Origin of the sequence: Xylanibacter ruminicola (genome assembly GCF_900142525.1) — a bacterium.
Classification (GTDB): Bacteria; Bacteroidota; Bacteroidia; order Bacteroidales; family Bacteroidaceae; genus Prevotella; species Prevotella ruminicola_A.
In genome coordinates this window covers 93,127-119,310 of sequence record NZ_FRBD01000009.1, presented here as the reverse complement: position 1 = coordinate 119,310, position 26,184 = coordinate 93,127, and the positions used below count along the sequence as shown (strand labels likewise).

At 45.4% G+C, this 26,184-nt stretch carries 18 protein-coding genes and 2 tRNA genes; 17 read left to right on the top strand and 3 right to left on the bottom strand.

The genetic code is table 11. The features are described from left to right. Positions 1–84: 84 nt before the first annotated feature. A complete protein-coding gene (locus tag BUB86_RS07320; protein ID WP_073207651.1) occupies positions 85–858 on the bottom strand; it encodes an ABC transporter ATP-binding protein in 774 nt (257 codons plus the stop codon). Beyond that, positions 855–1,601 (bottom strand): MlaE family ABC transporter permease, encoded by a 747-nt coding sequence (locus BUB86_RS07315; RefSeq protein ID WP_073207648.1) that lies wholly within the window; start codon positions 1,599–1,601, stop codon positions 855–857. The genes BUB86_RS07320 and BUB86_RS07315 overlap by 4 nt, the downstream gene beginning before the upstream one ends. 147 nt (positions 1,602–1,748) lie before the next feature. Here BUB86_RS07315 and lptB point away from each other — a divergent pair, with 147 nt between their 5' ends. The 13 genes from lptB (at position 1,749) to BUB86_RS07250 (ending at position 18,761) form a co-directional block, all read left to right on the top strand. Beyond that, on the top strand, positions 1,749–2,546 hold the full coding sequence (gene lptB, locus BUB86_RS07310) for an LPS export ABC transporter ATP-binding protein (RefSeq protein WP_073207645.1): 798 nt from the start codon (positions 1,749–1,751) through the stop codon (positions 2,544–2,546). A gap of 90 nt (positions 2,547–2,636) precedes the next feature. Further along, entirely contained in the window at positions 2,637–3,998 is a 1,362-nt protein-coding gene (gene tig / locus BUB86_RS07305) for a trigger factor (protein WP_073207642.1), read from the top strand. 127 nt (positions 3,999–4,125) lie between these two features. Next, positions 4,126–4,794 (top strand): ATP-dependent Clp endopeptidase proteolytic subunit ClpP, encoded by a 669-nt coding sequence (gene clpP, locus BUB86_RS07300; RefSeq protein ID WP_073207639.1) that lies wholly within the window; start codon positions 4,126–4,128, stop codon positions 4,792–4,794. Between the two features lie 41 nt (positions 4,795–4,835). Then, on the top strand, positions 4,836–6,074 hold the full coding sequence (gene clpX, locus BUB86_RS07295) for an ATP-dependent Clp protease ATP-binding subunit ClpX (protein WP_073207636.1): 1,239 nt from the start codon (positions 4,836–4,838) through the stop codon (positions 6,072–6,074). Between the two features lie 13 nt (positions 6,075–6,087). Then, positions 6,088–8,268, top strand: coding sequence for a DNA helicase RecQ (gene recQ / locus BUB86_RS07290; protein ID WP_073207633.1), 2,181 nt, complete (start codon positions 6,088–6,090; stop codon positions 8,266–8,268). A gap of 7 nt (positions 8,269–8,275) precedes the next feature. Continuing rightward, a complete protein-coding gene (locus BUB86_RS07285) occupies positions 8,276–9,331 on the top strand; it encodes a hypothetical protein (protein WP_139261499.1) in 1,056 nt (351 codons plus the stop codon). Positions 9,332–9,416: 85 nt separating this feature from the next. After that, a complete protein-coding gene (guaB, locus tag BUB86_RS07280; RefSeq protein ID WP_073207627.1) occupies positions 9,417–10,898 on the top strand; it encodes an IMP dehydrogenase in 1,482 nt (493 codons plus the stop codon). A gap of 2 nt (positions 10,899–10,900) precedes the next feature. Continuing rightward, complete coding sequence (locus BUB86_RS07275) at positions 10,901–12,337, top strand: peptidylprolyl isomerase (RefSeq protein WP_081373142.1); 1,437 nt, start codon at positions 10,901–10,903, stop codon at positions 12,335–12,337. Continuing rightward, positions 12,334–13,713 (top strand): peptidylprolyl isomerase, encoded by a 1,380-nt coding sequence (locus BUB86_RS07270; RefSeq protein ID WP_254795121.1) that lies wholly within the window; start codon positions 12,334–12,336, stop codon positions 13,711–13,713. Before BUB86_RS07275 ends, BUB86_RS07270 begins: the two co-directional genes overlap by 4 nt. A 17-nt stretch (positions 13,714–13,730) precedes the next feature. Then, positions 13,731–15,293 carry an OstA-like protein gene (locus BUB86_RS07265; RefSeq protein ID WP_254795120.1) on the top strand — a complete coding sequence of 521 codons (1,563 nt, stop codon included), beginning with the start codon at positions 13,731–13,733 and terminating at the stop codon, positions 15,291–15,293. Between the two features lie 7 nt (positions 15,294–15,300). Further along, positions 15,301–17,142, top strand: a complete 1,842-nt coding sequence (mutL, locus tag BUB86_RS07260) for a DNA mismatch repair endonuclease MutL (protein WP_073207620.1) — start codon at positions 15,301–15,303, stop codon at positions 17,140–17,142. Between the two features lie 95 nt (positions 17,143–17,237). Continuing rightward, positions 17,238–17,312, top strand: a tRNA-Val gene (locus tag BUB86_RS07255). A gap of 63 nt (positions 17,313–17,375) precedes the next feature. Beyond that, complete coding sequence (locus BUB86_RS07250; protein ID WP_073207617.1) at positions 17,376–18,761, top strand: MATE family efflux transporter; 1,386 nt, start codon at positions 17,376–17,378, stop codon at positions 18,759–18,761. A 558-nt stretch (positions 18,762–19,319) separates the two neighbouring features. Here the strand turns inward: BUB86_RS07250 and BUB86_RS07245 are convergent. Next, a tRNA-Tyr gene (locus BUB86_RS07245) sits at positions 19,320–19,402 on the bottom strand. 145 nt (positions 19,403–19,547) lie between these two features. On the opposite strand from BUB86_RS07245, the gene BUB86_RS07240 reads away from it, so the two are divergent. The 4 genes from BUB86_RS07240 (at position 19,548) to BUB86_RS07225 (ending at position 26,182) form a co-directional block, all read left to right on the top strand. Next, complete coding sequence (locus tag BUB86_RS07240) at positions 19,548–21,146, top strand: DUF6377 domain-containing protein (RefSeq protein ID WP_073207614.1); 1,599 nt, start codon at positions 19,548–19,550, stop codon at positions 21,144–21,146. A 198-nt stretch (positions 21,147–21,344) separates the two neighbouring features. Next, entirely contained in the window at positions 21,345–21,842 is a 498-nt protein-coding gene (locus BUB86_RS07235) for a DUF5004 domain-containing protein (protein WP_073207610.1), read from the top strand. 18 nt (positions 21,843–21,860) lie between these two features. Further along, positions 21,861–23,189, top strand: a complete 1,329-nt coding sequence (locus tag BUB86_RS07230) for a hypothetical protein (protein WP_073207607.1) — start codon at positions 21,861–21,863, stop codon at positions 23,187–23,189. A gap of 38 nt (positions 23,190–23,227) precedes the next feature. Then, positions 23,228–26,182 (top strand): SusC/RagA family TonB-linked outer membrane protein, encoded by a 2,955-nt coding sequence (locus tag BUB86_RS07225; protein ID WP_073207604.1) that lies wholly within the window; start codon positions 23,228–23,230, stop codon positions 26,180–26,182. Positions 26,183–26,184: the final 2 nt, after the last annotated feature.

Genomic DNA, 26,184 nt, shown 5'->3' with positions numbered 1-26,184 from the left:
TGCTGCAAAAGTATATAAAAAAACTGAATCAAACAAGATTTTAAGGAATTTTTATTTAATAATAATGTAATTTTCTGTTTTTGCCTACAATTGTAAACCGTTGTCCATTACGATTTTTCGCATGTTTTTTAGCAAATCGCTGGCAAAAATAAAGTCGGTGAGCTTGGCATTTGTTGAGCCCATAACCTCACTGCTAACACCCTGCCACTCCTTATTTCCTTCGTAAATAAAAATGATGTTCTCGCCGATTCCCATTACCGAGTTCATATCGTGGGTGTTGATGATGGTGGTCATGTTGTATTCTTGAGTAATCGAATGCAACAGATCATCAATAACAAGTGATGTTTTGGGGTCTAGGCCAGAGTTCGGTTCGTCGCAGAAAAGGTATTTGGGGTTAAGCGCTATAGCTCGGGCAATGGCCACGCGCTTCTGCATACCGCCGGAAATCTCTCCTGGAAATTTCTCGTCGGCGCCGCTTAGATTTACACGGTCTAGACACTCTTTCGCACGATGGATTCTTTCTCGCAGAGTCATGCTCGAAAACATGTCGAGCGGAAACATGACATTTTCTAATACTGTCATTGAGTCGAAGAGAGCGGCGCTTTGGAATATCATTCCCATCTCACGGCGCATCATGACTTTTTCATGCTTAGACATGTTTACGAAATTACGACCGTCGTACAGGATTTCTCCTTTGGTGGGTATGAATAGCCCGACAAGATTTTTCATTAAAACGGTTTTGCCGGAACCACTTCGTCCGATGATGAGATTCGTCTTTCCGTCTTCGAATACGGTATTGATGTCTTTTAGGACTTCTTTGTCACCAAAACTTTTATATAAGTGTTTAACTTCAATCATGACAGTAACTGGGTTAGGAAAACATCGGAAAAAAGTATGAGTACACTTGATGTTACTACGGCGTCGGTTGACGCTTTGCCTACGTTTACGCTACCACCTTCGACTGTATAGCCGCAGAATGCTGGTACGCTTGAGATGATGAAGGCAAAAAACTGACTCTTGATAATACTCATCCATACAAACCATGGAATGAAAGCGTGTTGAAGACCTTGTGTTAGGTCGTCGGGGGTAATGATGTGGCCCAAATAAGCTGTGCCATAAGCACCAATGATACCTGTGGCTGATGAGAAAATAACCAAAAACGGCATGATGGTGAGCATGCCGATAATCTTTGGCAGAATCAGATAGCTGGCAGAGTTGATACCCATAATCTCGAGCGCATCGATTTGTTGGGTTACGCGCATTGTTCCTAGCTCTGAAGCGATGTTTGAGCCAACCTTTCCAGCCAGAATAAGACACATGATGGAACTTGAGAATTCAAGCAATAGAATCTCGCGAGTGGTATAACCAGCCACCCATCGCGGCATCCACGGACTCTGGATGTTCAGCTTCATCTGGATGCAGATAACGGCTCCGATGAAAAACGAGATGATGAGTACGATGCCGATAGAGTTGATGCCCAACTGCGTCATCTCGGTGACGTATTGTTTCAGGAACATCCTCATGCGTTCAGGGCGTGAAAAGACACGGCCCATCAACATGATATAACGACCAAAGGAGGTCAGCCATTTATGTAATAACATTGCAAACAAACTAATTAATTCGGGTGCAAAGTTACTTTTTTTTTCCTACGGATTATACGGATTATACAGATTTTTTAATTATTTAGGATTAAATTCCGTAAAATCCGTGTCATCCGTAGCTTTTTTTTTGTACCTTTGCAGCCGATTATGGAAGAAGAGCGTATTGTATTACGAACGGAAGGCCTCGTTAAGCGCTATGGTAAGCGTACGGTGGTAAACGATGTGAGCTTCGACGTGAAGCAAGGGGAGATTGTGGGATTATTGGGACCTAATGGAGCTGGTAAGACTACGTCGTTCTATATGACTACCGGATTGATTGTTCCTAATGGCGGACATATCTATCTGGGCGAAGAGGATGTCACTAAATTCCCTGTATACAAACGAGCCCGTGCAGGTATAGGCTATCTGGCACAGGAGGCTAGTGTATTCCGTAAGATGACGGTTGAGGATAATATTCTCTCTGTTCTTGAGATGACCGGTAAGCCCCGTGATTACCAGTTGAATAAATTGGAGGAACTGATAGCTGAATTCCGTTTGCAGAAGGTTCGTAAGAATCTTGGTGACAGATTGTCGGGAGGTGAGCGTCGTCGCACCGAGATTGCCCGTTGTTTGGCTATCGAACCAAAGTTTATTATGCTCGACGAGCCGTTTGCAGGTGTAGACCCAATTGCAGTGGAGGATATTCAACAGATTGTTTATAAGTTGAAGTATCTTAACATCGGCATCCTGATAACTGACCATAATGTAGACGAGACTTTGGCGATTACTGATCGTGCATATCTGCTATTTGAGGGCCGTATATTGTTTCAAGGTACTCCGGAAGAGTTGGCTGCTAATAAGGTGGTGCGTGAAAAATATCTGACAGAGTCGTTTGAGTTAAGAAAGAAGGATTTTGATCAAATAGAAGCTGAACGAAAGGCTAAAGAGGATGCGGATAAAAGTTAAAAAATGAAAAACTTGCTAGTATATCACCGATTATTTGTACTTTTGCACCTCAAATTTGAAAATATATAATATAAATAAGTACGTAACAAGATGAAAATTTCGTTTGAATGCGCCGACAAGATCAATGGTCTGCTTACTATGACCGTTGAGAAGGCTGATTATCAGGAGGCAGTAGAAAAGACACTGAAGAATTATCGTAAGAAGGCCCAGGTTCCTGGTTTCCGTCCAGGTATGGTTCCTATGGGCATGATAAAGAAGCAGTATGGCACAGCAGTAAAGGTTGAAGAGGTTAACAAGCTGCTGGGCGAGAAGTTGTATGAGTATGTTCGCGAGAACAAGATTCAGATGTTGGGCGAGCCCCTCCCAAATCAGGAGAAGCAGGTTCCTCAGGACTTTGAGAAGGATGATGATCTTACATTCGTATTCGACATTGCTGTAGCTCCAGAGTTCAAGGCTGAGCTGACAGGCAGAGACAAGGTTGACTATTACACTATCAAGGCAGACGATAAGCTGATCGATGATCAGGTTCAGATGTATGCATCACAGGCTGGTGAGTTTGTTAAGGCTGAGGTGTTCAGTGGTAACGACACCATCACCGGTGATCTGCGTGAGCTTGATGAGAATGGTAACACCAAGGAAGGTGGTATCGTGACCGAGGGCGGTATGGTAATGCCTGCATATATCAAGGCTGACGACCAGAAGAAACTCTTTGATGGTGCAAAGCCTGGTGATATCATTACTTTCAACCCAAAGAAGGCATACCCCGACAACGATGCTGAGGTGGCTGCCCTGCTGAAGGTTAAGAAGGAGGATGTAAAGGATCTGAATGCAGACTTTAGCTATCAGATTACAGAAATCCGTCACTTCCAGCCTGCAGAGGTTAACCAGACTCTCTTTGATCGCGTATTCGGTGAAGGTACTGTAAAGGACGAGAAGGCTTTCCGTGAGAAGATTGCTGAGAGCATTGCTCCACAGCTGCAGCAGAACAGCGACTACAAGTTCCTGCTTGATGTTCGTGCTCACATGGAGAAGAAGGTTGGTAAGCTCGAGTTCCCAGAGGCTCTGCTGAAGCGTGTTATGCTGCAGAATAACCAGGATAAGGGTGCAGACTATGTGGAGAAGAACTTCGAGGGTAGCATTAAGGAGCTGGCTTGGCACCTGATCAAGGAGCAGTTGGTTGATGCCAATAATATTAAGGTAGAGGAAGAAGATTTGAAGGCTGTTGCCAAGGAGGCTATCCGTGCTCAGTTTGCTCAGTATGGTATGAGCAATGTTCCCGATGATGTACTCGAGAACTATGCTGCCGAGCAGTTGAAGAAGCGTGAGAATGTTGATAACTTCGTTGATCGTGCCGTTGATGTGAAGCTTACCGAAGCACTCAAAAATGTGGTTAAGCTGAATCAAAAAGAGGTCACTTTGGAGGAGTTTAACAAGCTGATGCAACAAAAATAAGCTTTTTTAGGAAAAAATAACCCCAAAAATGCAAGGGTTATCGACTTTTTTATTATCTTTGTGTTCCAAACGCAAGATGTGAAAGGTCGATAACCTTTTTCTCGTTATTTAAAAGAAAGGAAAGAAGATGAATAATGATTTCAGAAAATATGCTACTCAGCATTTAGGTATGAACGGTTTAGTGCTCGATGATGTTATCAAAGCTCAAAACCAGTATATGAATCCATATATTCTTGAGGAACGTCAGTTGAATGTTACTCAGATGGATGTTTTTTCGCGATTAATGATGGATCGTATCATATTCCTTGGTACGCAGGTTGATGATTATATAGCTAATACCCTGCAGGCGCAGTTGCTGTTCCTGGACTCTACTGATCCAGGCAAAGATATTTCAATCTATATTAATTCTCCTGGTGGAAGTGTTACTGCTGGTCTTGGAATTTATGATACTATGCAGTTTATTACCAGCGATGTGGCTACCATCTGTACAGGTTTGGCTGCATCTATGGGGGCCGTATTGCTTGTGGCAGGTGCCGAGGGAAAACGTTCGGCTCTACCTCATAGCCGCGTTATGATTCACCAGCCTCTGGGTGGTGTACAGGGTCAGGCTTCGGATATTGAAATTGAGGCAAAAGAGATATTGAAGTTCAAGAAAGAACTGTATACCATCATTTCGGAGCACTCGCATACACCATATGATAAGGTCTATGCAGACTCTGATCGAAATTATTGGATGACAGCCGAAGAGGCCAAGGCTTACGGTATGATTGATGAAGTGCTTACCAGAAAGAAGTGAGAAATAAAAAGCTGAGTAAGTGAGAAAGTGAAAAATATAGAATGAAGAACGTTTGTAGTTTCTGTGGTAGAGGTGAAAAGGAGGTAAGGCTGTTGATAAGCGGTCTGAGCGGACAAATCTGTGATGACTGTGCACGACAGGCTTATCAGATTGTGCAGGATAATTTAAAGGATACATCAAAAACTGCTAAGACAGGAAAAAGTGATGATGAGGTCGCAAAACTGAAGGTGCCCAAGCCCAAAGAGATAAAAGAATATTTAGATCAGTATGTTATCGGTCAGGATGATGCCAAGCGCTATCTGTCAGTAGCCGTATATAATCACTATAAGCGTCTGCAACAGCCTATTGATGAAGATGGCGTCGAGATTGAGAAGAGTAACATCATCATGGTGGGCAGTACTGGAACCGGAAAGACTCTGTTGGCACGTACTATTGCTAAGTTGCTTGACGTGCCCTTTACCATAGTCGATGCCACAGTATTTACTGAGGCAGGATATGTAGGTGAGGATGTAGAAAGCATATTGACGCGCTTGCTGCAGGTAGCCGATTATAATGTAGAGGCAGCCCAACGTGGTATTGTATTTATTGACGAAATCGATAAGATTGCACGAAAGGCTGATAATCCATCGATAACCCGCGATGTGAGTGGTGAGGGCGTTCAGCAAGGATTGTTGAAATTATTGGAGGGTACAATTGTGAATGTTCCCCCTAAGGGCGGCCGTAAGCATCCCGACCAGGATTATATTCATGTTGATACCCGAAATATACTGTTTATTTGCGGCGGTGCTTTTGATGGCATCGAGCGTAAGATAGCTCAACGTTTGAATACCCATGTTGTGGGATATAACTCTGTGACAAACGTCAGAAAGATTGATAAGAACGATCTGATGCAGTATATCGTTCCACAGGACTTGAAGTCGTTTGGTCTCATTCCTGAGATTATCGGTCGTTTACCAGTGCTTACGCACCTAAATCCTCTGGACCGTGAGGCATTGGAGAAGATTCTGATAGAGCCGAAGAACTCTATTATCCGTCAGTACAAAAAACTATTTGAGATGGACGGTGTAGAGGTTACCTTTGATAAAGAGGCGCTTGAGGCTTTGGTTGACAAGGCTGTGGAATACAAACTGGGTGCCCGTGGATTGCGTTCTATTGTTGAGAGCGTGATGATGGATGCTATGTACGATTTGCCTTCAAAGAAGACAAAGAAGTTTAAGGTGACTGCCGACTATGTTGAAAAACAGTTGGCAAAATCATATCTTCAGAAATTGGAAGCCTAATTAACTACGATATATGAGTGACAATAAAAATCTTACAGCAGCTCTGAAAAAGTACTTTGGATTCGATACATTCAAAGGCGATCAGGAACGCATCATCCAGAGCTTGATGGATGGACATGATACTTTTGTGCTGATGCCAACCGGTGGTGGAAAATCGTTGTGCTACCAGTTACCGTCATTGCTGATGGAGGGTACTGCTATCGTTATCTCGCCGCTGATAGCCCTGATGAAGAATCAGGTTGACGTAATTTCCAGTCTCAGCGAGACAGAGGGTACGGCTCATTACCTGAACTCGTCGCTGAATAAGGCTGCAATTGATCAGGTAAAGTCAGATGTCTTGGCAGGACGTACTAAACTTCTTTATGTGGCGCCCGAGTCGTTGACTAAGGAAGATAATGTCGAATTCCTTAAGTCGGTAAAGATTTCGTTCTATGCCATCGACGAGGCTCATTGTATCTCGGAATGGGGACATGACTTCCGTCCGGAGTATCGTCGTATCCGTCCGATAGTAGATGAGATAGGGCAGGCTCCGATCATAGCTCTTACTGCTACAGCTACCGACAAGGTGCGTACCGATATCAAGAAAAATCTCGGTATTGTTGATGCTGCAGAGTTTAAAAGTTCCTTCAATCGTCCTAATCTGTATTACGAGGTACGTCCTAAGACTCAGAATGTAGATAAGGATATCATCAAGTTTATTAAGCAGCATCCTGGCAAGAGTGGTATTATTTACTGCTTGTCGAGAAAGAAGGTTGAGGAGTTGGCTGCTATTTTGCGTGCCAATGACATCAAGGCTGCAGCTTATCATGCGGGACTTGATAGTAATACCCGCTCGAACACTCAGGACGAGTTCTTGATGGAGAATATTGATGTTATTGTGGCTACCATCGCGTTTGGTATGGGTATCGATAAACCTGATGTGAGATTTGTTATCCATTACGATATTCCTAAATCACTTGAGGGATATTATCAGGAGACTGGTCGTGCCGGTCGCGACGGAGGAGAAGGCATATGTCTGGCATTCTATTCATATAAGGATCTACAGAAACTTGATAAGTTTATGGAGGGAAAACCGGTGGCTGAACAAGACATCGGTCGCCAGTTGCTTGTTGAGACTGCTGCCTATGCCGAAACCAGTGTTTGTCGTAGAAAGATGCTCTTGCACTACTTTGGTGAGACCTATGAAAAGGATAATTGTGGCAACTGCGACAACTGTCTGCATCCTAAGACTAAAATTGAGGCTCAGGAACAGTTGGTTCTTGTACTTAAGACGATACAGACCATCAAAGAGAATTTCCGCTCGGATTATGTTATCGACTTTATCATAGGTAAGGAAACCGAGGAGATACTGGCCCATCGTCACGAGCAACAAGAGTTGTTTGGTGCCGGAGCTGATGATGATGAGAAGATTTGGAATCCGGTTATCCGACAGGCTCTTATTGCAGGATTCCTTAAGAAAGAGGTTGAGAACTATGGCTTGCTCAAACTTACCTCGGCTGGTAAGAAATTCCTCAAGAATCCTACATCGTTCATGATTGTGAAGGATGCCGAGTTTAGCGATTACGACGATTCGGCCGATCACGAGGGAGGGGTTAGCTCGCTCGACCCTGTGCTTACGGCGATGCTTCGTGACCTGCGTAAGAAGTGGTCTAAACAGTTGTCTCGTCCACCATACGTTATCTTCCAGGATGTGTCTATCGACCAGATGGCAACTGACTATCCTATCACACTCGAGGAACTGAAGAATATTCAGGGCGTGGGCGAGGGAAAGGTTAAACAACCGTATGCTCAGGAGTTTGTGGACCTTATTAAGGCTTACTGCGAGGAGAACGAGATTGAACGCCAAGTTGACATGCGAGTTCGTACCGTGGCAAAGAAATCAATGCTAAAGGTTAAGATTATCCAGAGCATTGATCGTCAGATAGCCCTAGACGATATCGCTGATGCCCAGGGTATTGAGTTCGAGGAATTGCTTGATGAGGTTGAGGCAATAGTATATAGTGGAACCAAACTTGATATCGACTACTTCCTCGATGAGGTGATGGACGAAGATCATATTGATGATATTTATGATTACTTTGCTGAGAGCGAAACAGATAAGTTGAGCGTGGCTGAGGAGGAACTTGGCGAGGATTATTCTGAGGACGAAATCCGTTTAGTGCGTATTAAGTTCATTTCAGAAATGGCTAACTAGTTCGATGATGAAGAAACTTATATTGATCGTGTTGGGCATCTTGTTGGTGGTCCCACCAGTAGATGCACAGTTCTATAAGAAACTGTTTAAGAAGAAGACAAAGACCGAGAAAAAAAAGAAGTCGGGTTCTAAGTCTGATGGCATTGATGACGAGGCGCAGGTCGCTATGGCTGATTGGGCTACAGCAAGCAACAATCAGAATAATCGTAATGCTTTCCTTAATATTCCTTTGGGCATTAAGGCCGACCGCTTTGAGAAACTCTTGCTTGAACAGAACTTTGTCGAGCGCAAGGCCGAAGGAAAACAGACTGCCAAGTCGTATATCTACGAGGGCGATGTTTATGGTTCAAAGGCAGTTGTTACTCTAGTCACCTCCGATCAGACTACACGTGTATATGCTGTCGATGTAGAGGAACAGCAGATTTATCCATCTCTTCAGGCCGTACAACAGCGATTCCAAGAGTTGAAAAATACGCTTGCGGGTGTTTACGGACCAGGCTTTATTGATAATCAAGGTGAGGCATATACCATACAGACTCGCTTGGGAACTATCAGTCTGCATTACGAGCGTGGCTCACTTACTAGTAGCTATACTATCGGTTTTACGCTTGATGATGCTAAGGCCTATCAGATGGCTTACAGCGAGATGGATGCTGAGGATAAGGAATATGAGACGGCTCCACGCGTTATCGAAAATGGATTGGCTCAGGCTTGCGTCCATACAGATCTTGTAGGATTGGGAGTAAAACTTGTGCAGAACCGTCAATTAAAAGCTGCCCAAGCCGTACTCCGCAGCTATGATTATAAGATAGGTAAGGCTACTGTTAAGGTTGTGCCCGCCACTTTCTCCATGACTGATTATCAGGCGTCGGTAAGTCTTGCTCGTAAAAAGCAATCGGTATCATCGGTTACCATCATTGCAACCGATGATATCACTGCTGTTTGCAAAGATCTTCAGACCTATGGCTTTACTTCGGCTGATCAGAAGACCTGGCGTCAGGGCAACATGACGGTGGCGGTTTCAGCCGACAAACAAGGTAGGGTAGTCGTTACACTACGTTAAATCCTATTAATAATAGGATAAAACGCTTGCCATCTCGGAAAAAATGAGTAATTTTGCACGCAATAAAATTTAAAGTAGTATTTTTATGGCTTCATTTATTGCAGACAAGATTGTGATGGACGGCCTGACATTTGACGACGTCCTGTTGATTCCCGCTTATTCAGAAGTGCTGCCTAAGACGGTAGAGTTGAAAACCCGTTTCTCAAAGCACATCGAGCTTAATGTTCCTTTTGTAACAGCTGCTATGGATACCGTTACCGAAAGCCAGATGGCTATTGCCATTGCACGCGAAGGTGGTATCGGTGTTATTCATAAGAATATGTCAATCGAGAATCAGGCTCGTGAGGTTGCTATCGTAAAGCGTGCTGAGAACGGTATGATCTACGATCCTATTACAATTCCTATGGGTAGCACCGTGGCTCAGGCTCTCGACATCATGTCAGAATACCATATCGGTGGTATTCCTGTAGTCGACGACGATAAGCATCTGGTGGGTATTGTTACCAATCGCGACCTTCGTTTCGAGCGTCGTCTGGATCGTCCCGTCGAGGAAATCATGTCTAAGGATAATCTTGTTACTACACATCAGCAGACCGATCTGATTGCAGCAGCTCAGATTCTGCAGGAGAACAAGATCGAGAAATTGCCTGTAGTAGATAAGGACAACCGCCTTATTGGTCTGATTACCTATAAGGATATCACCAAGGCCAAGGATAAGCCAATGGCTTGTAAGGACGATAAGGGTCGTCTGCGTGTTGCTGCTGGTGTTGGCGTGACATTCGATACCCTCGATCGTATGCAGGCGCTGGTTAATGCCGGTGTTGATGCCATTGTGATTGATACTGCTCATGGTCATTCAAAGAGTGTTGTTGAGAAACTTCGCGAGGCTAAGGCTTCGTTCCCCAATATTGATATCGTAGTTGGTAACATTGCTACTGGCGACGCAGCCCGTATGCTGGTTGAGAACGGTGCTGATGCCGTTAAAGTTGGTATCGGTCCTGGCAGTATCTGTACCACTCGTGTTGTAGCTGGTGTAGGTGTTCCTCAGCTTAGTGCGGTCTATGATGTTTACAGCGCTCTGAAAGGAACAGGAGTTCCTTTGATTGCTGATGGAGGTCTGCGTTACTCTGGCGATATTGTGAAGGCGCTGGCTGCTGGTGGTAGCTGTGTCATGATCGGTTCGCTTGTTGCCGGTACCGAGGAGAGTCCTGGTGATACCATCATCTACAATGGTCGTAAGTTTAAGAGCTATCGCGGTATGGGCTCGCTCGAGGCTATGGAGCATGGTTCTAAGGACCGTTACTTCCAGGCCGACACCAAGGATGTCAAGAAGCTTGTTCCAGAGGGAATTGCTGGTCGTGTGCCTTACAAAGGAACCGTTCAGGAGGTTATCTATCAGATGGTAGGTGGTTTGCGTTCGGGTATGGGCTACTGTGGTGCTCCTACTATCGAGAAGCTTCACGATGCCAAGTTTACTCGCATCACCAATGCTGGTGTTAATGAGAGTCATCCACACGATATCACTATCACTAGCGAGGCTCCTAACTACAGCCGTCCTAACGATTGATAATGAGAAAGCTCACCATAGCCCTTTCCTTGTTTGCTGCGATTTTTTCGCAGCAAACATTGGCTCAGTCATCTGACCCTACGGTGATGACTATTAACGGAGTACCTGTATCGCGTTCTGAGTTCGAATATTCGTACAATAAGAATAATGGTGAAGGGGTTATTGATAAGTTAACGGTTGATGAGTATGTTAACTTGTTTGTAAATTATAAGCTTAAAGTGGCCGCTGCTCTTGACGCAAAACTCGATACACTATCATCGTTCCGTCGAGAATACGCCATGTATCGTGATCAGCAGATAAAACCTACTCTGGTTACCGATGCCGATGTGTTATCTGAAGCTCAACAGATGTACGATCGTACTAAGACGATGATAGGCAACCGGGGGTTAATTCATCCTGCACATATCCTGATCAAGTTGTCTACAAAGGCAAATATCCAACAGCAGGAATATGCCAAGCAGCGTATCGATTCTGTATATCGTGTTTTGCAAGGTGGAGCCGATTTTGCTGAGGTTGCCAAGAAGGTGTCTGAAGATTACGGTTCTGCTATGAGGGGAGGTGAACTGCCTTGGATTGCTCCATCACAGACGCTTAAGGAGTTCGAGGATGTAGCCTATTCATTGGCTCCTGGTGAGATGAGTAAACCGTTTCTCAGTCCTGTGGGCTATCATATTGTGTTGATGAAAGAACGCAAGCAGTTGGAACCGTTTGACTCGCTGAAGCAAACTATTGTTGCATCATTGGAACGTCGTGGTATACGTAATAATATTGCTGATATAAAGTTGCGCCGAAAGGTAACTGAGTCAGCTGGGAAACTTACAATAGAGGAGGTCATGCAGCAAAAGGCCGACTCGCTTGCTGCTACCAATTCTGATTTGAAATATTTATTTCTTGAATACCACGATGGCTTGCTGCTATACGAGATTAGTAGCCGAGAGGTATGGAATAAGGCGTCACACGATGAAACGGCACTCAAGGCATGGTTTGATACCCACAAGAAGAGTTATGCCTACAGCGAACCTCGTTATAAGGGTATTGCCTATCATGTAAAGACGAAGGGTGATGTTAAGGCAGTAAAGAAGAGTGTTAAGAACCTGCCCTTCGATCAATGGGCCGAGGTTCTGCGCACCACTTTTAATGCCGATTCTGTTATTCGCATCCGTGTGGAGCAAGGCATCTTTAAGCCTGGCGATAATAAGACTATCGATAAGATGGTGTTCAAAACTAGCACTGCTAGTGATGATAGTCTTGCTGACTATCCCATCGATGCCGTCTACGGCAAGAAGGTTAAGCGTCCCGACGATTACAACGATGTGCGTCAGCAGGTTGTAGATGATCTGCAGGACTATCTCGAAAAGGAGTGGGTAACTGATTTGCGCCGTCGTTATCAAGTAGAAGTTAATAAAGAAGTATTGAAAACAGTAAATAAACATCTATGAGTATTATAAGGAAAGTAATGACCCTTGCGCTTCTGGCTTTACCATTGTTGGCTAATGCCCAGAAGAAAGATTCTATCGGTACTATTGTCGATGAGGTGGTGTGGGTAGTTGGCGATGATGCTATCCTCCGTTCTGATGTAGAGGCCATGCGTATGCAGGCTGCTATGGAGGGCGTGAAATGGAGTGGAAACCCCGATTGCACTATTCCCGAACAGATTGCTGTACAGAAGCTATTCAAGCATCAGGCTCAGATTGATAGTATTGAGGTTACCGATGCTGATGTTGCTCAGGAGGTTGAGCAGCAGATTAGTTACTGGCTCGAGATGGTCGACGGTTCGCGTGAGCGTCTTGAGGAGTACAAACACCAGAATCTGCAACAGATACGTGCTGATCTGCGCGAGGAGATGAAGGACCGCCAGATGGTACAGAAGATGCGCCAGAAGTTGGTTGAAGATATCAGTGTTACTCCTGCCGAGGTTCGACGCTATTTTAGTAACATTCCTCAGGATAGTGTTCCCTTCGTACCTACAGAGGTAGAAGTGCAGATTGTTCAGTTGACTCCTAAAATTGATGCAGAGGAGGTTAACCGTGTTAAGGATGAGCTGCGTAGCTATACCGATCGTGTAAACAAGGGTGAAACCCGATTCCAGACTCTGGCTCAACTATATTCTGAAGATCCAGGTTCTGCTCGTCGTGGTGGTGAACTTGGCTTGATGGGCCGAGGCACTCTTGATCCAGCTTTTGCTCAGGTCGCGTTCAATCTTACCGATCCAAAGAAAGTGTCAAAAATTGTAGAGTCAGAATTTGGCTACCATATTATCCAACTCATCGAAAAGCGTGGCGATAAGGTAAATGTGCGTCACATTCTGCGTAAACCTGTTGTTTCTGATGAGGCTGTCCAGCGTTCTATCGCCCGTTTGGACTCTATTGCCGATGATTTGCGTGCAGAGAAGTTCAGTTTCGAGGATGCAGCATCTCTTATTTCAGACGATAAGGATACCCGTAACGCTAAGGGTTTACTTAGTACCGATATGATGAAGACTGGTAAAACTTCGTCTAAGTTCCGTATGCAGGATCTGCCTCCTGAGATTGCAAAGGCCGTTGATACACTTAAGGTTGGCGAGATTTCTAAGGCCTTCCAGATGATTAACCAGCGTGGAAAAACTGTCTGCGTAATTGCTAAGCTTAAGAGTCGTACAGATGGCCATCGCGCTACTGTTACAGAGGATTTCCAGATTCTCAAAGATGTTGTTTTAAACAAGCGTCGCGAGGATCGTATTCATCAGTGGGTAGTTGATAAAATAAAGAATACCTATACTCGTCTTAACGACGATTATAAGGATTGCGAATTCGAATTCGAAGGCTGGAAAAAGTGAGAAAAATACCTGTTTTTTTGTTACTTTTTGTCCTAACCTTGGGCATGGTGTCTGCTTTCGCACAGAAACAGCAGCAACGTCGTCGTCCTGCTTCTCGCAAGTCGCAGGTTCAAGATACGCGTGTCTATCTTGTGCATGCTGATGTGCTTCATTATGACCAAACAAAGAATGCAGACGCTACCATCCTTAATGGCAAGGTGCATTTTACTCATCAGGGAGCCAGATTGTATTGCGATAGTGCCTATTTCTACGAAGCAAGCAACTCATTCGAGGCTTTCGGTCATGTTAAGATGTATCAGGGCGATACGCTTTCGTTGTTAAGTGATTACGCTTATTACGACGGAAACGAACAGATGGCCCGTGCCCGTTATAACGTGGTGCTCAGACACAAGAAAACGACCCTTTATACCGATAGTCTCGACTTCGACCGACTTTATGATAACGCCTACTTCTTTGAGGGCGGAAAAATGATAGATGGCAAGACAACTCTTACATCCGATTGGGGAGAGTATAACACCAAGACAAAAATGTCGGTGTTCAACTATGATGTAAAGATGAAGAGTCCCAAGTTCTATCTTACTACCGATACACTTTATTATGATACCCGCCTTTCTATGGCACATATCGTAGGACCTTCGAATATTACCTCTGGTGATAGTCATATCTATTCCGAGCAAGGTTATTATGACACCAAAAAGGACCGTGCCCGACTCATGAACCGTTCTGTCATGTCGAATAAAGGCAAAATGTTGGTAGGCGATAGCGTTTATTACGATAGTAAGGATGGATTTAGTCAAGCTTTCCGAAATGTGATATATGTTGACTCGGTAAACAAGAATAAACTTACTGGAAACTATGGCGAATACTGGGAGCATACTGGTTTCGCTCTATGTACCGATAGTGCTGTTGCCATCGATTACTCACAGGGTGATTCGCTCTTCATGCATGCCGATACATTGAAGGTGGTGACATATAACATTGAGACCGACTCGGTTTATCGTAAGATCTTCGGTTTCCATCATGTTCGTGCTTATCGTACTGATGTGCAGGCTGTCTGCGATTCACTCATATATAACTCGCTTGACTCGTGCCTCACACTCTATCGCGATCCGATTGTATGGAACAAGAACCAACAGTTGCTGGGCGACCGTATTGAAGTCTTTTTGAGAGATTCGCTTGTCGATCATGCCCACGTTATCAACAACTGTTTCTCAATACAGCAACTTCTCAGCGATACCACCAGGTTTAATCAGGTGTCATCAAAGGAAATGTTTGCCTATTTCGTCGATGGTAAGATTCGCGAGACGCAGGCAAAAGGCAATGTCCTTATAGGCTATTATTTCGAAGAAGGCGATAGTGTTCCTATTGTGTATAATTATCAGGAAACGGCCGAGATGCGCATGTATCTTAAGGATCGTAAGTTGGAAAAGGTGTGGACACCTAAGAGTTCCGGTACCATGTATCCTCTTAATCAGATTCCTGCCAATCGCAAACAATTGCCTGGATTTGCCTGGTATAACTATGTACGTCCACTAAACCGTGACGATATATTCCACTGGCGTGGAAAAAATGAAAAATGAAAAGTAAATGAGCGACTTAATACATCTTCTTCCTGATAGTGTAGCCAACCAGATTGCTGCTGGTGAGGTTATTCAGCGTCCAGCTTCTGTTATTAAGGAGTTGGTCGAGAACTCTGTCGACGCCGGTGCTACTACCATACATGTTATTGTGGTAGATGCCGGACGAACCTCCATACAGGTTATTGATGATGGTAAGGGTATGAGCGAGACGGATGCCCGTTTGTCGTTTGAGCGTCATGCTACATCAAAGATATTACAGGCAGGCGATTTGTTTGCCCTTCATACGATGGGATTCCGTGGTGAGGCCTTGGCATCTATCGCAGCTGTGGCCCAGGTAGAGTTGCAAACACGTCGCAAGGAAGATGAGATAGGTACGCTGATTAATATCGCTGGCTCCAAACTTACCCGGCAGGAACCTGTTTCCTGTCCAGTGGGTAGTAACTTCAAGGTCGACAATCTGTTTTTCAACGTTCCTGCCCGTCGTAAGTTCTTGAAAAGCAATGCTACAGAACTCAATAACATCCTTACTGCTTTCGAGCGTATTGTGCTTGTTTATCCGAAGATTCATTTCACCCTGCATCATAATGGGGTTGAGATGCTCAACCTGCGTGCTGGTAGTGTTCGCCAGCGTATAGCCGATGTCTTTGGCAAACAGTATAGTCAGGATCTGTTGCCTGTTGAGGTACAAACCGCTATGTGTAAAGTCAGTGGTTTTGTTGGTAAACCAGAGGCCGCACGCAAGAAGACCGGTTGCGATTATTTCTTCGTCAATGGTCGATTCATGAAGCATGCTTACTTCCACAAGGCTGTTATGAAAGCCTACGACCGTTTGGTTCCTGAGGGCATGGCTATACCTTATTTCTTATATATAGAGGTTGAACCTAGTGAGATTGACGTGAATATTCATCCCACCAAGACCGAGATTAAGTTTGAGAACGAACAGGCCATCTGGCAGATTCTCTCTGCAGCAGTTCGCGATGGTATCGGTAAGTTCTGCGAGGTTCCCTCTATTGACTTTGATACCCAAGGACAGCCTGATATTCCAATCTTTGATAATAAATCATTCCAAGATAATTATTCTGCTCCCCGAGTTAATTATAATCCAGATTACAACCCCTTCAAGCAGAGTAGTGGTCGCAGTAATTCTGTACCAAATCAGTGGGAATCACTCTATGAGGATTTTGAGCAGCGTGGCACAACTATTGAGATGCCATTGCAGCAGCCTTCATTGTTCGACGATGACAATATCGTGGAACCGCAGTCGGCTACAGAGATTCTGTCAGAGAAGTCGCCAGCCCATTATCAGTACAAGGGTAAGTATCTTATGACAGCTGTAAAATCGGGGCTTATGATTATCGATCAGCATCGTGCAAGCATCCGTATCCTTTACGATCGCTATGTTAGTCAACAGGATGGGCATGTCATCACTACTCAGAAGTTATTGTTCCCTGAGACAGTTCAGTTCTCACCATCCGAGGCGGTATCAATGAACCAGATGTTGCCCGAGCTCACTAACCTTGGTTTCGATCTTGCCGATCTAGGGGGTAACACTTTTGCCATTAACGGCATCCCCGCTGGTCTTGATGGTCTCGATCCTAAAACTTTGCTGCACGAGATGATTGGGGAAACTCAGGCTCCTGCCAATACTCAACTCTCTGCTGTCAATTCTCAATTGGCTTTGCGCCTTGCTCAAACCGCTGCCATCCCTTATGGTCAGATATTGAGTAATGACGAGATGGAAAGCATGATTAACGATCTTTTTGCTTGCACAAACGTCAATTACACTCCCGATGGAAAAGCTATACTTTGCATCCTTCCACAGGGCGATATTGAGCAATTATTGGGTTGAATTGCAAAATAGTGTTAATAAAATAAACTTTTTAGGCAAAACATGCTGCGGTTTCAAAAAATCTTCTTACCTTTGCACCCGCTTACAAGAAATGAGGGCGTTTAGCTCAGCTGGTTTAGAGCATCTGCCTTACAAGCAGAGGGTCGGCGGTTCGAATCCGTCAACGCCCACAAAAACAAAGTTAGGATGTGAGAAATCACATCCTTTTTTATTTCTTACACAACAACTATCGTATGAAGAAAGTTAAGAATAGTGAGGTACTGCTTTCCTATATTCGCGAAGGCCGCACAATGACCCAAAGAGAAAAGCTTTGGCTAATTGTCAGTCTTAGTATTCCCTCTATTCTTGCGCAGATTTCAGCCACGGTCATGTTTTTTATCGATGCCTCTATGGTTGGTCATTTGGGGGCCAAAGCCTCGGCGTCTATTGGTCTTGTCGAATCTTCTGGTTGGCTTCTAGGCGGACTCGCCGCGGCTGCCAATATGGGTTTCTCGGTACAGGTGGCTCATTTCATTGGTGCCAACGATTTCGAGGCGGCGCGCCGTGTGCTCCGTCAGTCGTTGGTTTGTTGTTTCATATGGGCGTTGCTCATATCTATCACGTCGCTCTCCATATCGCCTTTTCTTCCATATTGGTTAGGTGGCACTCCAGAAATAGCCCGCGATGCTTCGCTCTACTTCGCTATTTTCGGTGTATGTGGACTTTTCTTCCAATTAGAGGGGCTATGTGGTTCTATGCTCAAATGTTCGGGAAATATGAAGATCCCCTCAATGCTTAATATTGGAATGTGTGTGATGGATGTAGTATTCAACTACTTCTTTATCTATATTCTTAACCTTGGCGTTGTTGGTGCGGCTATAGGCACAGGTGTTTCCATGTTTGTCACTGCCTGTCTTATGTTCTATTTCCTCATGTATCGCTCTAAGATGCTTTCGTTGGTTGGTCGTCCGGGGTCTTTCCGTCCTCAGGCCGATACTGTTCGTACGGCATTTAAGATAGGTGCCCCAATGGGCTTGCAACATCTGTTGATGGGATCCGCTCAAGTTGTAAGTACGCTTATTGTTGCGCCGTTGGGTACTATTGCCATTGCAGCCCATTCATTGGCCATTACCGTCGAGAGCCTATGTTATATGCCTGGTTATGGAATTGCCGAGGCCGCTACCACGTTGGTAGGGCAGGGAATAGGTGCTGGTCAGAAGCTACTTACCCAGTCTTTTGCCCGCATGTCGGTTGGTTTGGGAATCGCCGTTATGACTTTCATGGGTGTCTTGATGTGGATTTTTGCCCCACAACTCATGTCGCTCATGTCGCCTGTCGATGATGTTATCGCCCTTGGCACACATGTTTTGCGTATCGAGGCTTGGGCCGAACCGATGTTTGCCGCCGCTATTGTATGTAATGGCGTGTTCATTGGTGCTGGCGATACCATTGTTCCAGCCATTATGAGTCTTGTATCTATGTGGGCAGTACGTCTCAGCTTGGCGGCTACTATGGCACCTAAGTTCGGGCTCAAAGGCGTTTGGACAGCCATGGCCATCGAACTCACATTCCGTGGCTCTATCTTCCTTGTTCGATTGTTCAAAGGCGGCTGGGCCGAGAAGTTGAAGATTAAACATTAAACATTAAATATTAAATCCTTCTTCGAGTATACGCAAAAAAAAGCCGCTCAAGGGTCATCAACGACTCCGGGGCGGCACCAACAATCTATGAATAACTAAAAACCTTTTCTGAGAAAAAACGGAGTGTCACCACTGCGTCTTTGTTATCCTTACTAACTAATCTTTTTCTAACACCTTAGAAATACCTATCTCAAATTTTAACTAACTAACTAATAAACCTAAAACCAAATTCTAACTAACTATTAACTCTAACTAAAACCTAAATCAATCAATCTTTATATACCTTAACTAATACCTCTGTATTTCGTTTCTATGCTTCTATTGAAGATCATGTTGTTGTCTTTTGACGATGCAAAGGTACGACGATTTTTGTTTCTGGCAAAGAAATTATATGTACTTTCCTCTAAAAAATGCGTTTCTTTTGATGTATGTCAAGCCGTTGTGTGCGAACACAGCCAAATTGTGTGCGAAAACACGTGGTTTTTACACTTTTTAAGTAGAAAGGTTATGAAAACAAAAAAAGGATGTGAACATGCTCACATCCTTCGTGTTTTTTCGTGGGTGCTGATGGATTCGAACCACCGAAGTCGAAAGACAGCAGATTTACAGTCTGCCCCATTTGGCCACTCTGGAAAACACCCATTTTTAAAACCGGGTGCAAAGGTACAACTTTTTTTTCATCCCTGCAAATTTTCCTGCAGAAAAATTAAAAAAGATATGGTTATTTGTTAGATTATCGCTATATTTGCACCAAGATTTAACATAAACGTGTTTTACCGATAAAAAATGAAGAAGGTGTTATTACTTACCGTGATGCTGATATTTGGCGTTGGTTATGGGTTTTCTGCTACTGATAGTTTAGCATCTATCATCAAACGTCTCGACGAGAGCCTTGCCAATAAAGATAGGTATGTAAGTGCCAAGCAGCAGCGCATAGGCGATATCAAGAAACAGGAAGACAAGGCTTATAGCGACTTTGCCAGGTTTCAGTTGTGTATCCGATTGTATGATGAATATAAATCGTTTAAGTATGATTCTGCCCATGTCTATGCATGTAAGAGCTTGGAACTGGCCAAGCGACTTGATAAACCCGAATTTATTATCGAGGCCAAGTGTGCCATTACTTTTTGTCTGTTGTCTGCTGGATTATATAGAGAAGCTTTTGAGGAGTTGCGAAGCATCAGTATTGCAGGTGTCAGTACAGAGTGTCTCAAAAAGTATTATTGGATGGCTAGTCGACTGAGTTACGACATGGCCGACTATAACCACACGATGCCCTATCAGGATGAGTATATTAAACAAGGTAGTGTTTACACCGATTCATTGCTTCATCTGCTTCCCGCTCGTTCGGCCGAATGGCTTTATGCCGAAGGTATGCGCCAGATGAAGGAGTATCATTACGATGAGTGTGTGTATACTTTCCGCCAGTTGCTTCGTAACGCCGATCTTGATGTGCATACCCGGGCTGTTGTCACGTCATGTCTTGGTTGGATATATTTTATGCAAGGTGAGCGCGAAGATGCGAAAAGATACCTTGCCGAAGCTGCTATCTGTGATAATGAGTCGGCCACCAAAGAGACTACTGCGCTTTGCGGCCTAGCTGGAATGCTGTACGAAGAAGGTGATATTGAGCGAGCTACCCGATATGTGCAGTTTTCGCTCGACGATGCCAACTACTATGATGCTCGTCAACGAAAGATACAGATAGGCGATATATTGCCCATCATTGAACAAGATCGTTATAACATGATGAAAAACGAGCGCAATGCCATCATCATAACCTTGATAGTGGCCTTGTTGGCTATTGTCATACTTCTTTTTGGTACTTGGATCATCCGTCGGCAGATGCGTAAACTGCAGGAAGCGCGTCGCATCATTGAGCAACGCAACCAAGAGATGCAGCTCGCTAACGATAAACTATGTGAGGCCAACGCCATCAAGGACGAATATATCGGTAGAACGTTCTATATTAATGCCGAATATATTAATAAGGTGGAAAAGCTCTATAAAACGATTGATCGCAAGATAGCTGCGCGGCAATACGAGGATCTGCGTTCTACGCTAAAGGAGTCGACGTTGAATGCCGAGCGTAATTCTATGTTTGCCGATTTCGACGAGACGTTCCTTAAACTCTTCCCCGACTTTGTGCGCCAGTTCAACTTGTTGTTCGACGAGAAAGACCGTCGATTACCTAAAGATGAGAAATCGCTTACCAGCGAGATGCGAATATTTGCACTTATCCGTTTGGGTATCACCGAGATTGAGCGTATTGCAAACTTCCTCGATTATTCCGTTTATACTATTAAGACCTATAAAACCCGAGTCAAAAATAAGTCGATTGTTGATAACGACTTGTTCGAACAACGCATTATGGAGATAGGATAGAGCAGAAATAGAGTATATTTTGGGTATACATTTTCTACCCGACTCATTTAAACGTAGCCTGATTATCAGCGGGTTACGTTTTTCTTTTCGTATTTTTGGGTGTACAAGCCCAAGTTTTCTTCTGTTAGTGCTGAATTAGGCGTAATTTTGCACCCAGAAATTCTATTTCATTAATATCCTAACTAAAATTAATTCTCTATGACGAAAAAATCGACATTAAAAGCACTTATGCTATTGTTGGCGCTTACGCCCACTTTGTGGATGAGTTCGTGCTCAACAATCGAGGATGGTGACTATGTGTCTCCTATCACCCAGTACGAGAAGATGGGTGGCACTTGGAGAGTAAACAGTGTTACCCAGATTGACGAAACGAATCAGAAGTCGATGGCCCTTACCGGTCTGTTCGATTTCGAATCGTTTGCTATTCATTTAGGTACCGATGCAAGCGGTAATCCTACATCTTACACCATTAGCGGCTCCGCACCAGCCTTGTTGCCCGTTAGTGGACAATGGAAACTTGAGAACCCCTTTGTAAATAGCGATGGCTCTTCGGCTAAGGTTCTTCTTAACGAGAATACCGCACTCACCGTTACCGCCATGCCCGGCGCACAACAGTCGTTGGAGTTCAAGCTTACCCGCACGCAGAATGGTAATGCTTTTGTATCGTATGTGTATAACTTAGTACCCGCAGAGTAAAAACAGGAGGATGTGATTATGAAGAAAACAATTTTCGCAGCATTTATCTGTTTGTTGATGTCGGTTGCAGCTATGGCTCAAACCGAGGTGGGTAATCCAAAGTTCTATACCGTGCCATCTATCTATATGCCAACCGATGAGGTGACATTCTATTTTGATATGACCGATGTTGGATTCCAGGAGGGTGTCGACCTGTATTGGTGGGTATGGCAACCCCTTGAGCCCGATGCTGGCAACTGGGAGCACTCTTCCGATTTCGCCAAGCTTGAATACGTTGGTGATAATATCTATAAAAAGACCTTCGTGCCGGTAGATTACTTCTTCCAGAATCAAGACCGCTTTGCCACCAAGGCCGATCTGTTGGCCTTTATGCAGGACGAGTGGGGCGAGGCCGGCTATTGGTGCCGTCTTAAAACCATCGATGGAAGCGTGCAGAGTGGTGTGTTCTGTGTTGAGCACAACCGTACCGAGATTGCCGACTTTGCTAATTCGGGCGCGGCTTATCAGCTGTTCTCGGGCGACAAGACCACGGGCTATACCGATAAGTGGACCATGAACAAGCCATTGTCAATACTGTTTAACGGCGATATCCAGAAGATTGGTGGCAAGACTCTGAACGAGTTGGCTGCTACTGCTGGCTTTAAATATATAGGTACGCACGCGGGAATTCACGGATTCTATACCGATGGCAACGACGAGGTAATCGAGTACGACTTTGTTGATCCACCAGCCAAAAACCTTAACCAGCAGTTCAACGTGTGGCGCCCCGGATGTATCGAAAAGACCTCGCTCAAACAAGTGGGCAATGGTGTGTGGCGCTGGAATCTGATGACCCCACAGGAGTACTTCTGTTATAATCCTGTAAATGCCGACGAGGATCCACGCGGATTTATACTTACCGATATGGGTATTGAGCAGAATGGTAAGTGGGCTGTTAACCCCGACTTTGTAGGCAGTTTTACAGCCGAATCGCTGAAGTTCGGTATCGTGGGCAACGACTGGGATTGGGGCAGTGAGTGGGGCTTTGAGTTCAAGGCCGGCACCGCCGAAGCTTATCCCGATCCTTCGTTCAGCTATTTCCCATCCAAGGTTAGTGCTAAGGATATCATCACCTTCATCCGTCAGTATAACGGCCGTATGGATGGTGAGCTCACATGGATTCTTACTGCGGGCGACAAGACCTTCTCGGGTGTGATGAGCGGTAATCGCGATCGCCGTCAAGGTAGTGCCAACTTGCTTCAGGAGCTTAGCGGCATCAGTAGCGATAGCATGCACCTCACCGTAACCAATGCCAAGGGTGCGGTGGTAACCGAGGCCGATATCCCATTGGTAAGTGCCGATGAGTAATATATCATGAGTTTAATAAACAACATTCACAGAATCAAATGAAGATGACAAAGATAAACAGACGACTGCTTACTTGCGTGTTATTCATCATGGGGCAGTTATCAATCAGTTTTGCACAGGGCTTTACCGCTACAGGTAAGGTTGTGGATAGCAATCAGGAACCACTGGTAGGTGCAACGGTCAAGACGATCGGTACCGATAAGGGTATGGTTACTGATTTAGATGGAAACTTCGCACTGGCATGCAGTCAGGGCGCTATACTCGAGATTTCGTATATCGGATATGTTTCGCAGAAGGTGAAGGCTGGTAAGAACCTTACCATCATTCTCACCGAAGATGCCCATATGCTGGCCGAGACCGTAGTGGTGGGCGTGGGCTATGGCACTATGCGTAAGAGCGACCTTACAGGCGCTATCGCCTCCGTCTCGGCTAAGGACATGAAGAAAGGCGTTATCACCAGTACCGAACAGTTGTTGCAGGGTAAGGTGGCCGGTCTTAGTGTTATCCAGAGTAGCGGTTCGCCCGAATCGGGTGCTTCATTGCGCTTGCGTGGCGGTACGTCGCTTAGTGCCTCTAACGGTCCGTTGGTGGTGGTCGATGGTATTCCCGGTGTCGACTTCAACAGCGTTCAACCTAACGAGATTCTTTCAATCGATGTGTTGAAGGATGCTTCGGCCGCAGCCATCTATGGTAGCCGTGGTGCCAATGGCGTTATCATTGTTACCACCAATCGCCAAGCTTCCGATGCCGAGCAGAAGACGCTTTCTTACAATGGTTTTGTGGCTATTGCCAATGTGGCTAAGCAGCTCGATGTGCTCTCGGCCAATCAGTGGCGTGGTTATGTACGCGACAACAACGTAGGCGGCGCACTCGACTATGGTGCTTCTATCGATTGGCAGAAAGAACTGCTGCGTACAGCCATTTCTCACTCGCACAATATCTCGTTCAGCAATTCGCGCAAGCATAGCGGCTATCGTGCCAACATTACCTATAACAACAATCAGGGCGTGGTAAAGCGCAACTCCATGAACCGCTTGGCTGGTTCGCTCACTGCTTACGAGATAGGTCTTAACGGTCGCTTGCGTCTCGATGCCGGCATCAACGCCAACTTCGACAGCTGGACACCCATCGACTCCCGTATCTTCGAACGCACACTCAATCTTAATCCTACATTCCCAGTTTACAATCCCGATGGATCGTTTGCCCAACTCAATGGCACAAATACCGAGAACCCTGTAGAGATTAACACCAACCGTACTCAGGATAACAAGCGTCATCGCTTCCTGGCTTATGGTAAGGCCGAGTTCGAAATCATCAGCGGACTCAAGGCCACTGCCAACACTTCTTACGAGTTTCAGCATACCACTGGCGGCACCTACAAGCCTACCTACGCACGTATGGAGGGCCAAAGTGAGAAGGGATGGGCTCAACGCACCTATGGCGAGTACACCAACCGCCAGATTGAAACCTACCTTACTTACGATAAGGAAGTGGCCGATGGCCATAAACTGAACCTGATGGCCGGTTACTCGTATATGGATAATGTGAACGAGGGCTTTGGTGCCACCCGTTCCGGTTTCGAGACCAACGCCTTTGGCTATAACAACCTCAATGCCGGTACCGATTATCGCCAAACCGATGTATATAGCTACAAGAGCAAGACCAAGCTCATTTCGTTCTTCGGTCGTCTTAACTATAATCTGTTTAATAAGTATATGCTTACCGCAACGGTGCGTCGCGATGGCTCGTCGGTATTCGGCGAAGACCACAAGTGGGGCGTCTTCCCATCAGTAAGTGCCGCTTGGCGCATCAGCGACGAGAAGTTCATGCAGGGCACACGCTCTTGGCTCGACAATCTGAAGTTGCGTGCCGGCTACGGTATCACCGGTAACCAGAGTGGTGTGGCCGCCTATAAGAGTATTGCCGTGCTTAGCGCTTCGGGTGCTGCTTACTACGATGCCGCCTCGGGCACTTGGAAAAACTCGTATGTTCAGGCACAGAATGTTAATCCCGACCTGAAGTGGGAGTCAACCGCCCAGCTTAACATCGGTATCGACTTCAGCATTCTTAACCGCCTCACCGGTAGTGTAGAGCTGTATTCTAAGAAGACTTCCGATCTGCTTTGGACCTATCCCGTGCCACAGCCACCTTACATCGTAGGTACTATGTTGGCCAATGTGGGCGATATGCAGAACAAGGGTGTTGAGTTAACGCTTGGTTATAACATCATCCGCCAAAAGGACTTTACGCTCGATGCCAACCTCTCGTTCTCATACAATCAGCAAGAGATCACCAAGCTTAGCAACGATACCTACGAGGCCGTTGGACTACAGGCTGGTTCGCTCCACGGACTTCGCGGTATGTCGAATCTCTATTCTCAGGTCATCAAGGAAGGCTATTCGGCCGGTACATTCTGGGGCCCCAAGTGCTCGGGTATCGATGCCGATGGCAACTATATCCTCGACTACGGTCCCGATGGCAACGGCTACGACCTCGGTTCGGCTCAACCCAAGTATAACCTTGGCATCAGTCTTAGTGCCACCTATAAGGACTTCGACTTCAACGTAGCCGGTTATGGCATGTTCGGACAGAAAGTGCTTAATGCCACCCGTATGGAGTTGTTCGATTCATCGCGCCTCCCCGCTCAGAACACGCTCGACGATTTCCTCTCTAGCGGCATCAAGGCCGATCCTGTATTCTCTGATTATTTCATCGAGAACGCTTCGTTCTTCCGCTTGCAGAGTGTTACATTGGGTTATACCCTTCCCGGTACCAAGAAAATCGGTTTCAATCGCATCCGTCTCTATCTCACGGGCGAGAACCTGTTCTGCATCACCGGCTACAAGGGCACCGATCCTGAGGTTTACATCCCCGACAACGTGCTGAATGGTCCTGGTATCGATCGCCTTATTACCGATAGCGACACCGGCAACGGTGCTACTTATTCACCGCGTCCACGTACATTCTCGTTGGGCATCAACCTCTCATTCTAACA

What these genes read in the sequence shown, in the direction of transcription:
- mutL (WP_073207620.1), top strand. Translation starts at nt 15,301, where the DNA reads ATGAGCGACTTAATACATCTTCTTCCTGATAGTGTAGCCAACCAGATT.
- recQ (WP_073207633.1), top strand. Translation starts at nt 6,088, where the DNA reads ATGAGTGACAATAAAAATCTTACAGCAGCTCTGAAAAAGTACTTTGGA.
- guaB (WP_073207627.1), top strand. Translation starts at nt 9,417, where the DNA reads ATGGCTTCATTTATTGCAGACAAGATTGTGATGGACGGCCTGACATTT.
- BUB86_RS07235 (WP_073207610.1), top strand. Translation starts at nt 21,345, where the DNA reads ATGACGAAAAAATCGACATTAAAAGCACTTATGCTATTGTTGGCGCTT.
- BUB86_RS07315 (WP_073207648.1), bottom strand. Translation starts at nt 1,601, where the DNA reads ATGTTATTACATAAATGGCTGACCTCCTTTGGTCGTTATATCATGTTG.
- lptB (WP_073207645.1), top strand. Translation starts at nt 1,749, where the DNA reads ATGGAAGAAGAGCGTATTGTATTACGAACGGAAGGCCTCGTTAAGCGC.
- BUB86_RS07240 (WP_073207614.1), top strand. Translation starts at nt 19,548, where the DNA reads ATGAAGAAGGTGTTATTACTTACCGTGATGCTGATATTTGGCGTTGGT.
- clpP (WP_073207639.1), top strand. Translation starts at nt 4,126, where the DNA reads ATGAATAATGATTTCAGAAAATATGCTACTCAGCATTTAGGTATGAAC.
- BUB86_RS07285 (WP_139261499.1), top strand. Translation starts at nt 8,276, where the DNA reads ATGAAGAAACTTATATTGATCGTGTTGGGCATCTTGTTGGTGGTCCCA.
- BUB86_RS07250 (WP_073207617.1), top strand. Translation starts at nt 17,376, where the DNA reads ATGAAGAAAGTTAAGAATAGTGAGGTACTGCTTTCCTATATTCGCGAA.
- tig (WP_073207642.1), top strand. Translation starts at nt 2,637, where the DNA reads ATGAAAATTTCGTTTGAATGCGCCGACAAGATCAATGGTCTGCTTACT.
- BUB86_RS07320 (WP_073207651.1), bottom strand. Translation starts at nt 858, where the DNA reads ATGATTGAAGTTAAACACTTATATAAAAGTTTTGGTGACAAAGAAGTC.
- BUB86_RS07230 (WP_073207607.1), top strand. Translation starts at nt 21,861, where the DNA reads ATGAAGAAAACAATTTTCGCAGCATTTATCTGTTTGTTGATGTCGGTT.
- BUB86_RS07275 (WP_081373142.1), top strand. Translation starts at nt 10,901, where the DNA reads ATGAGAAAGCTCACCATAGCCCTTTCCTTGTTTGCTGCGATTTTTTCG.
- BUB86_RS07270 (WP_254795121.1), top strand. Translation starts at nt 12,334, where the DNA reads ATGAGTATTATAAGGAAAGTAATGACCCTTGCGCTTCTGGCTTTACCA.
- clpX (WP_073207636.1), top strand. Translation starts at nt 4,836, where the DNA reads ATGAAGAACGTTTGTAGTTTCTGTGGTAGAGGTGAAAAGGAGGTAAGG.
- BUB86_RS07225 (WP_073207604.1), top strand. Translation starts at nt 23,228, where the DNA reads ATGAAGATGACAAAGATAAACAGACGACTGCTTACTTGCGTGTTATTC.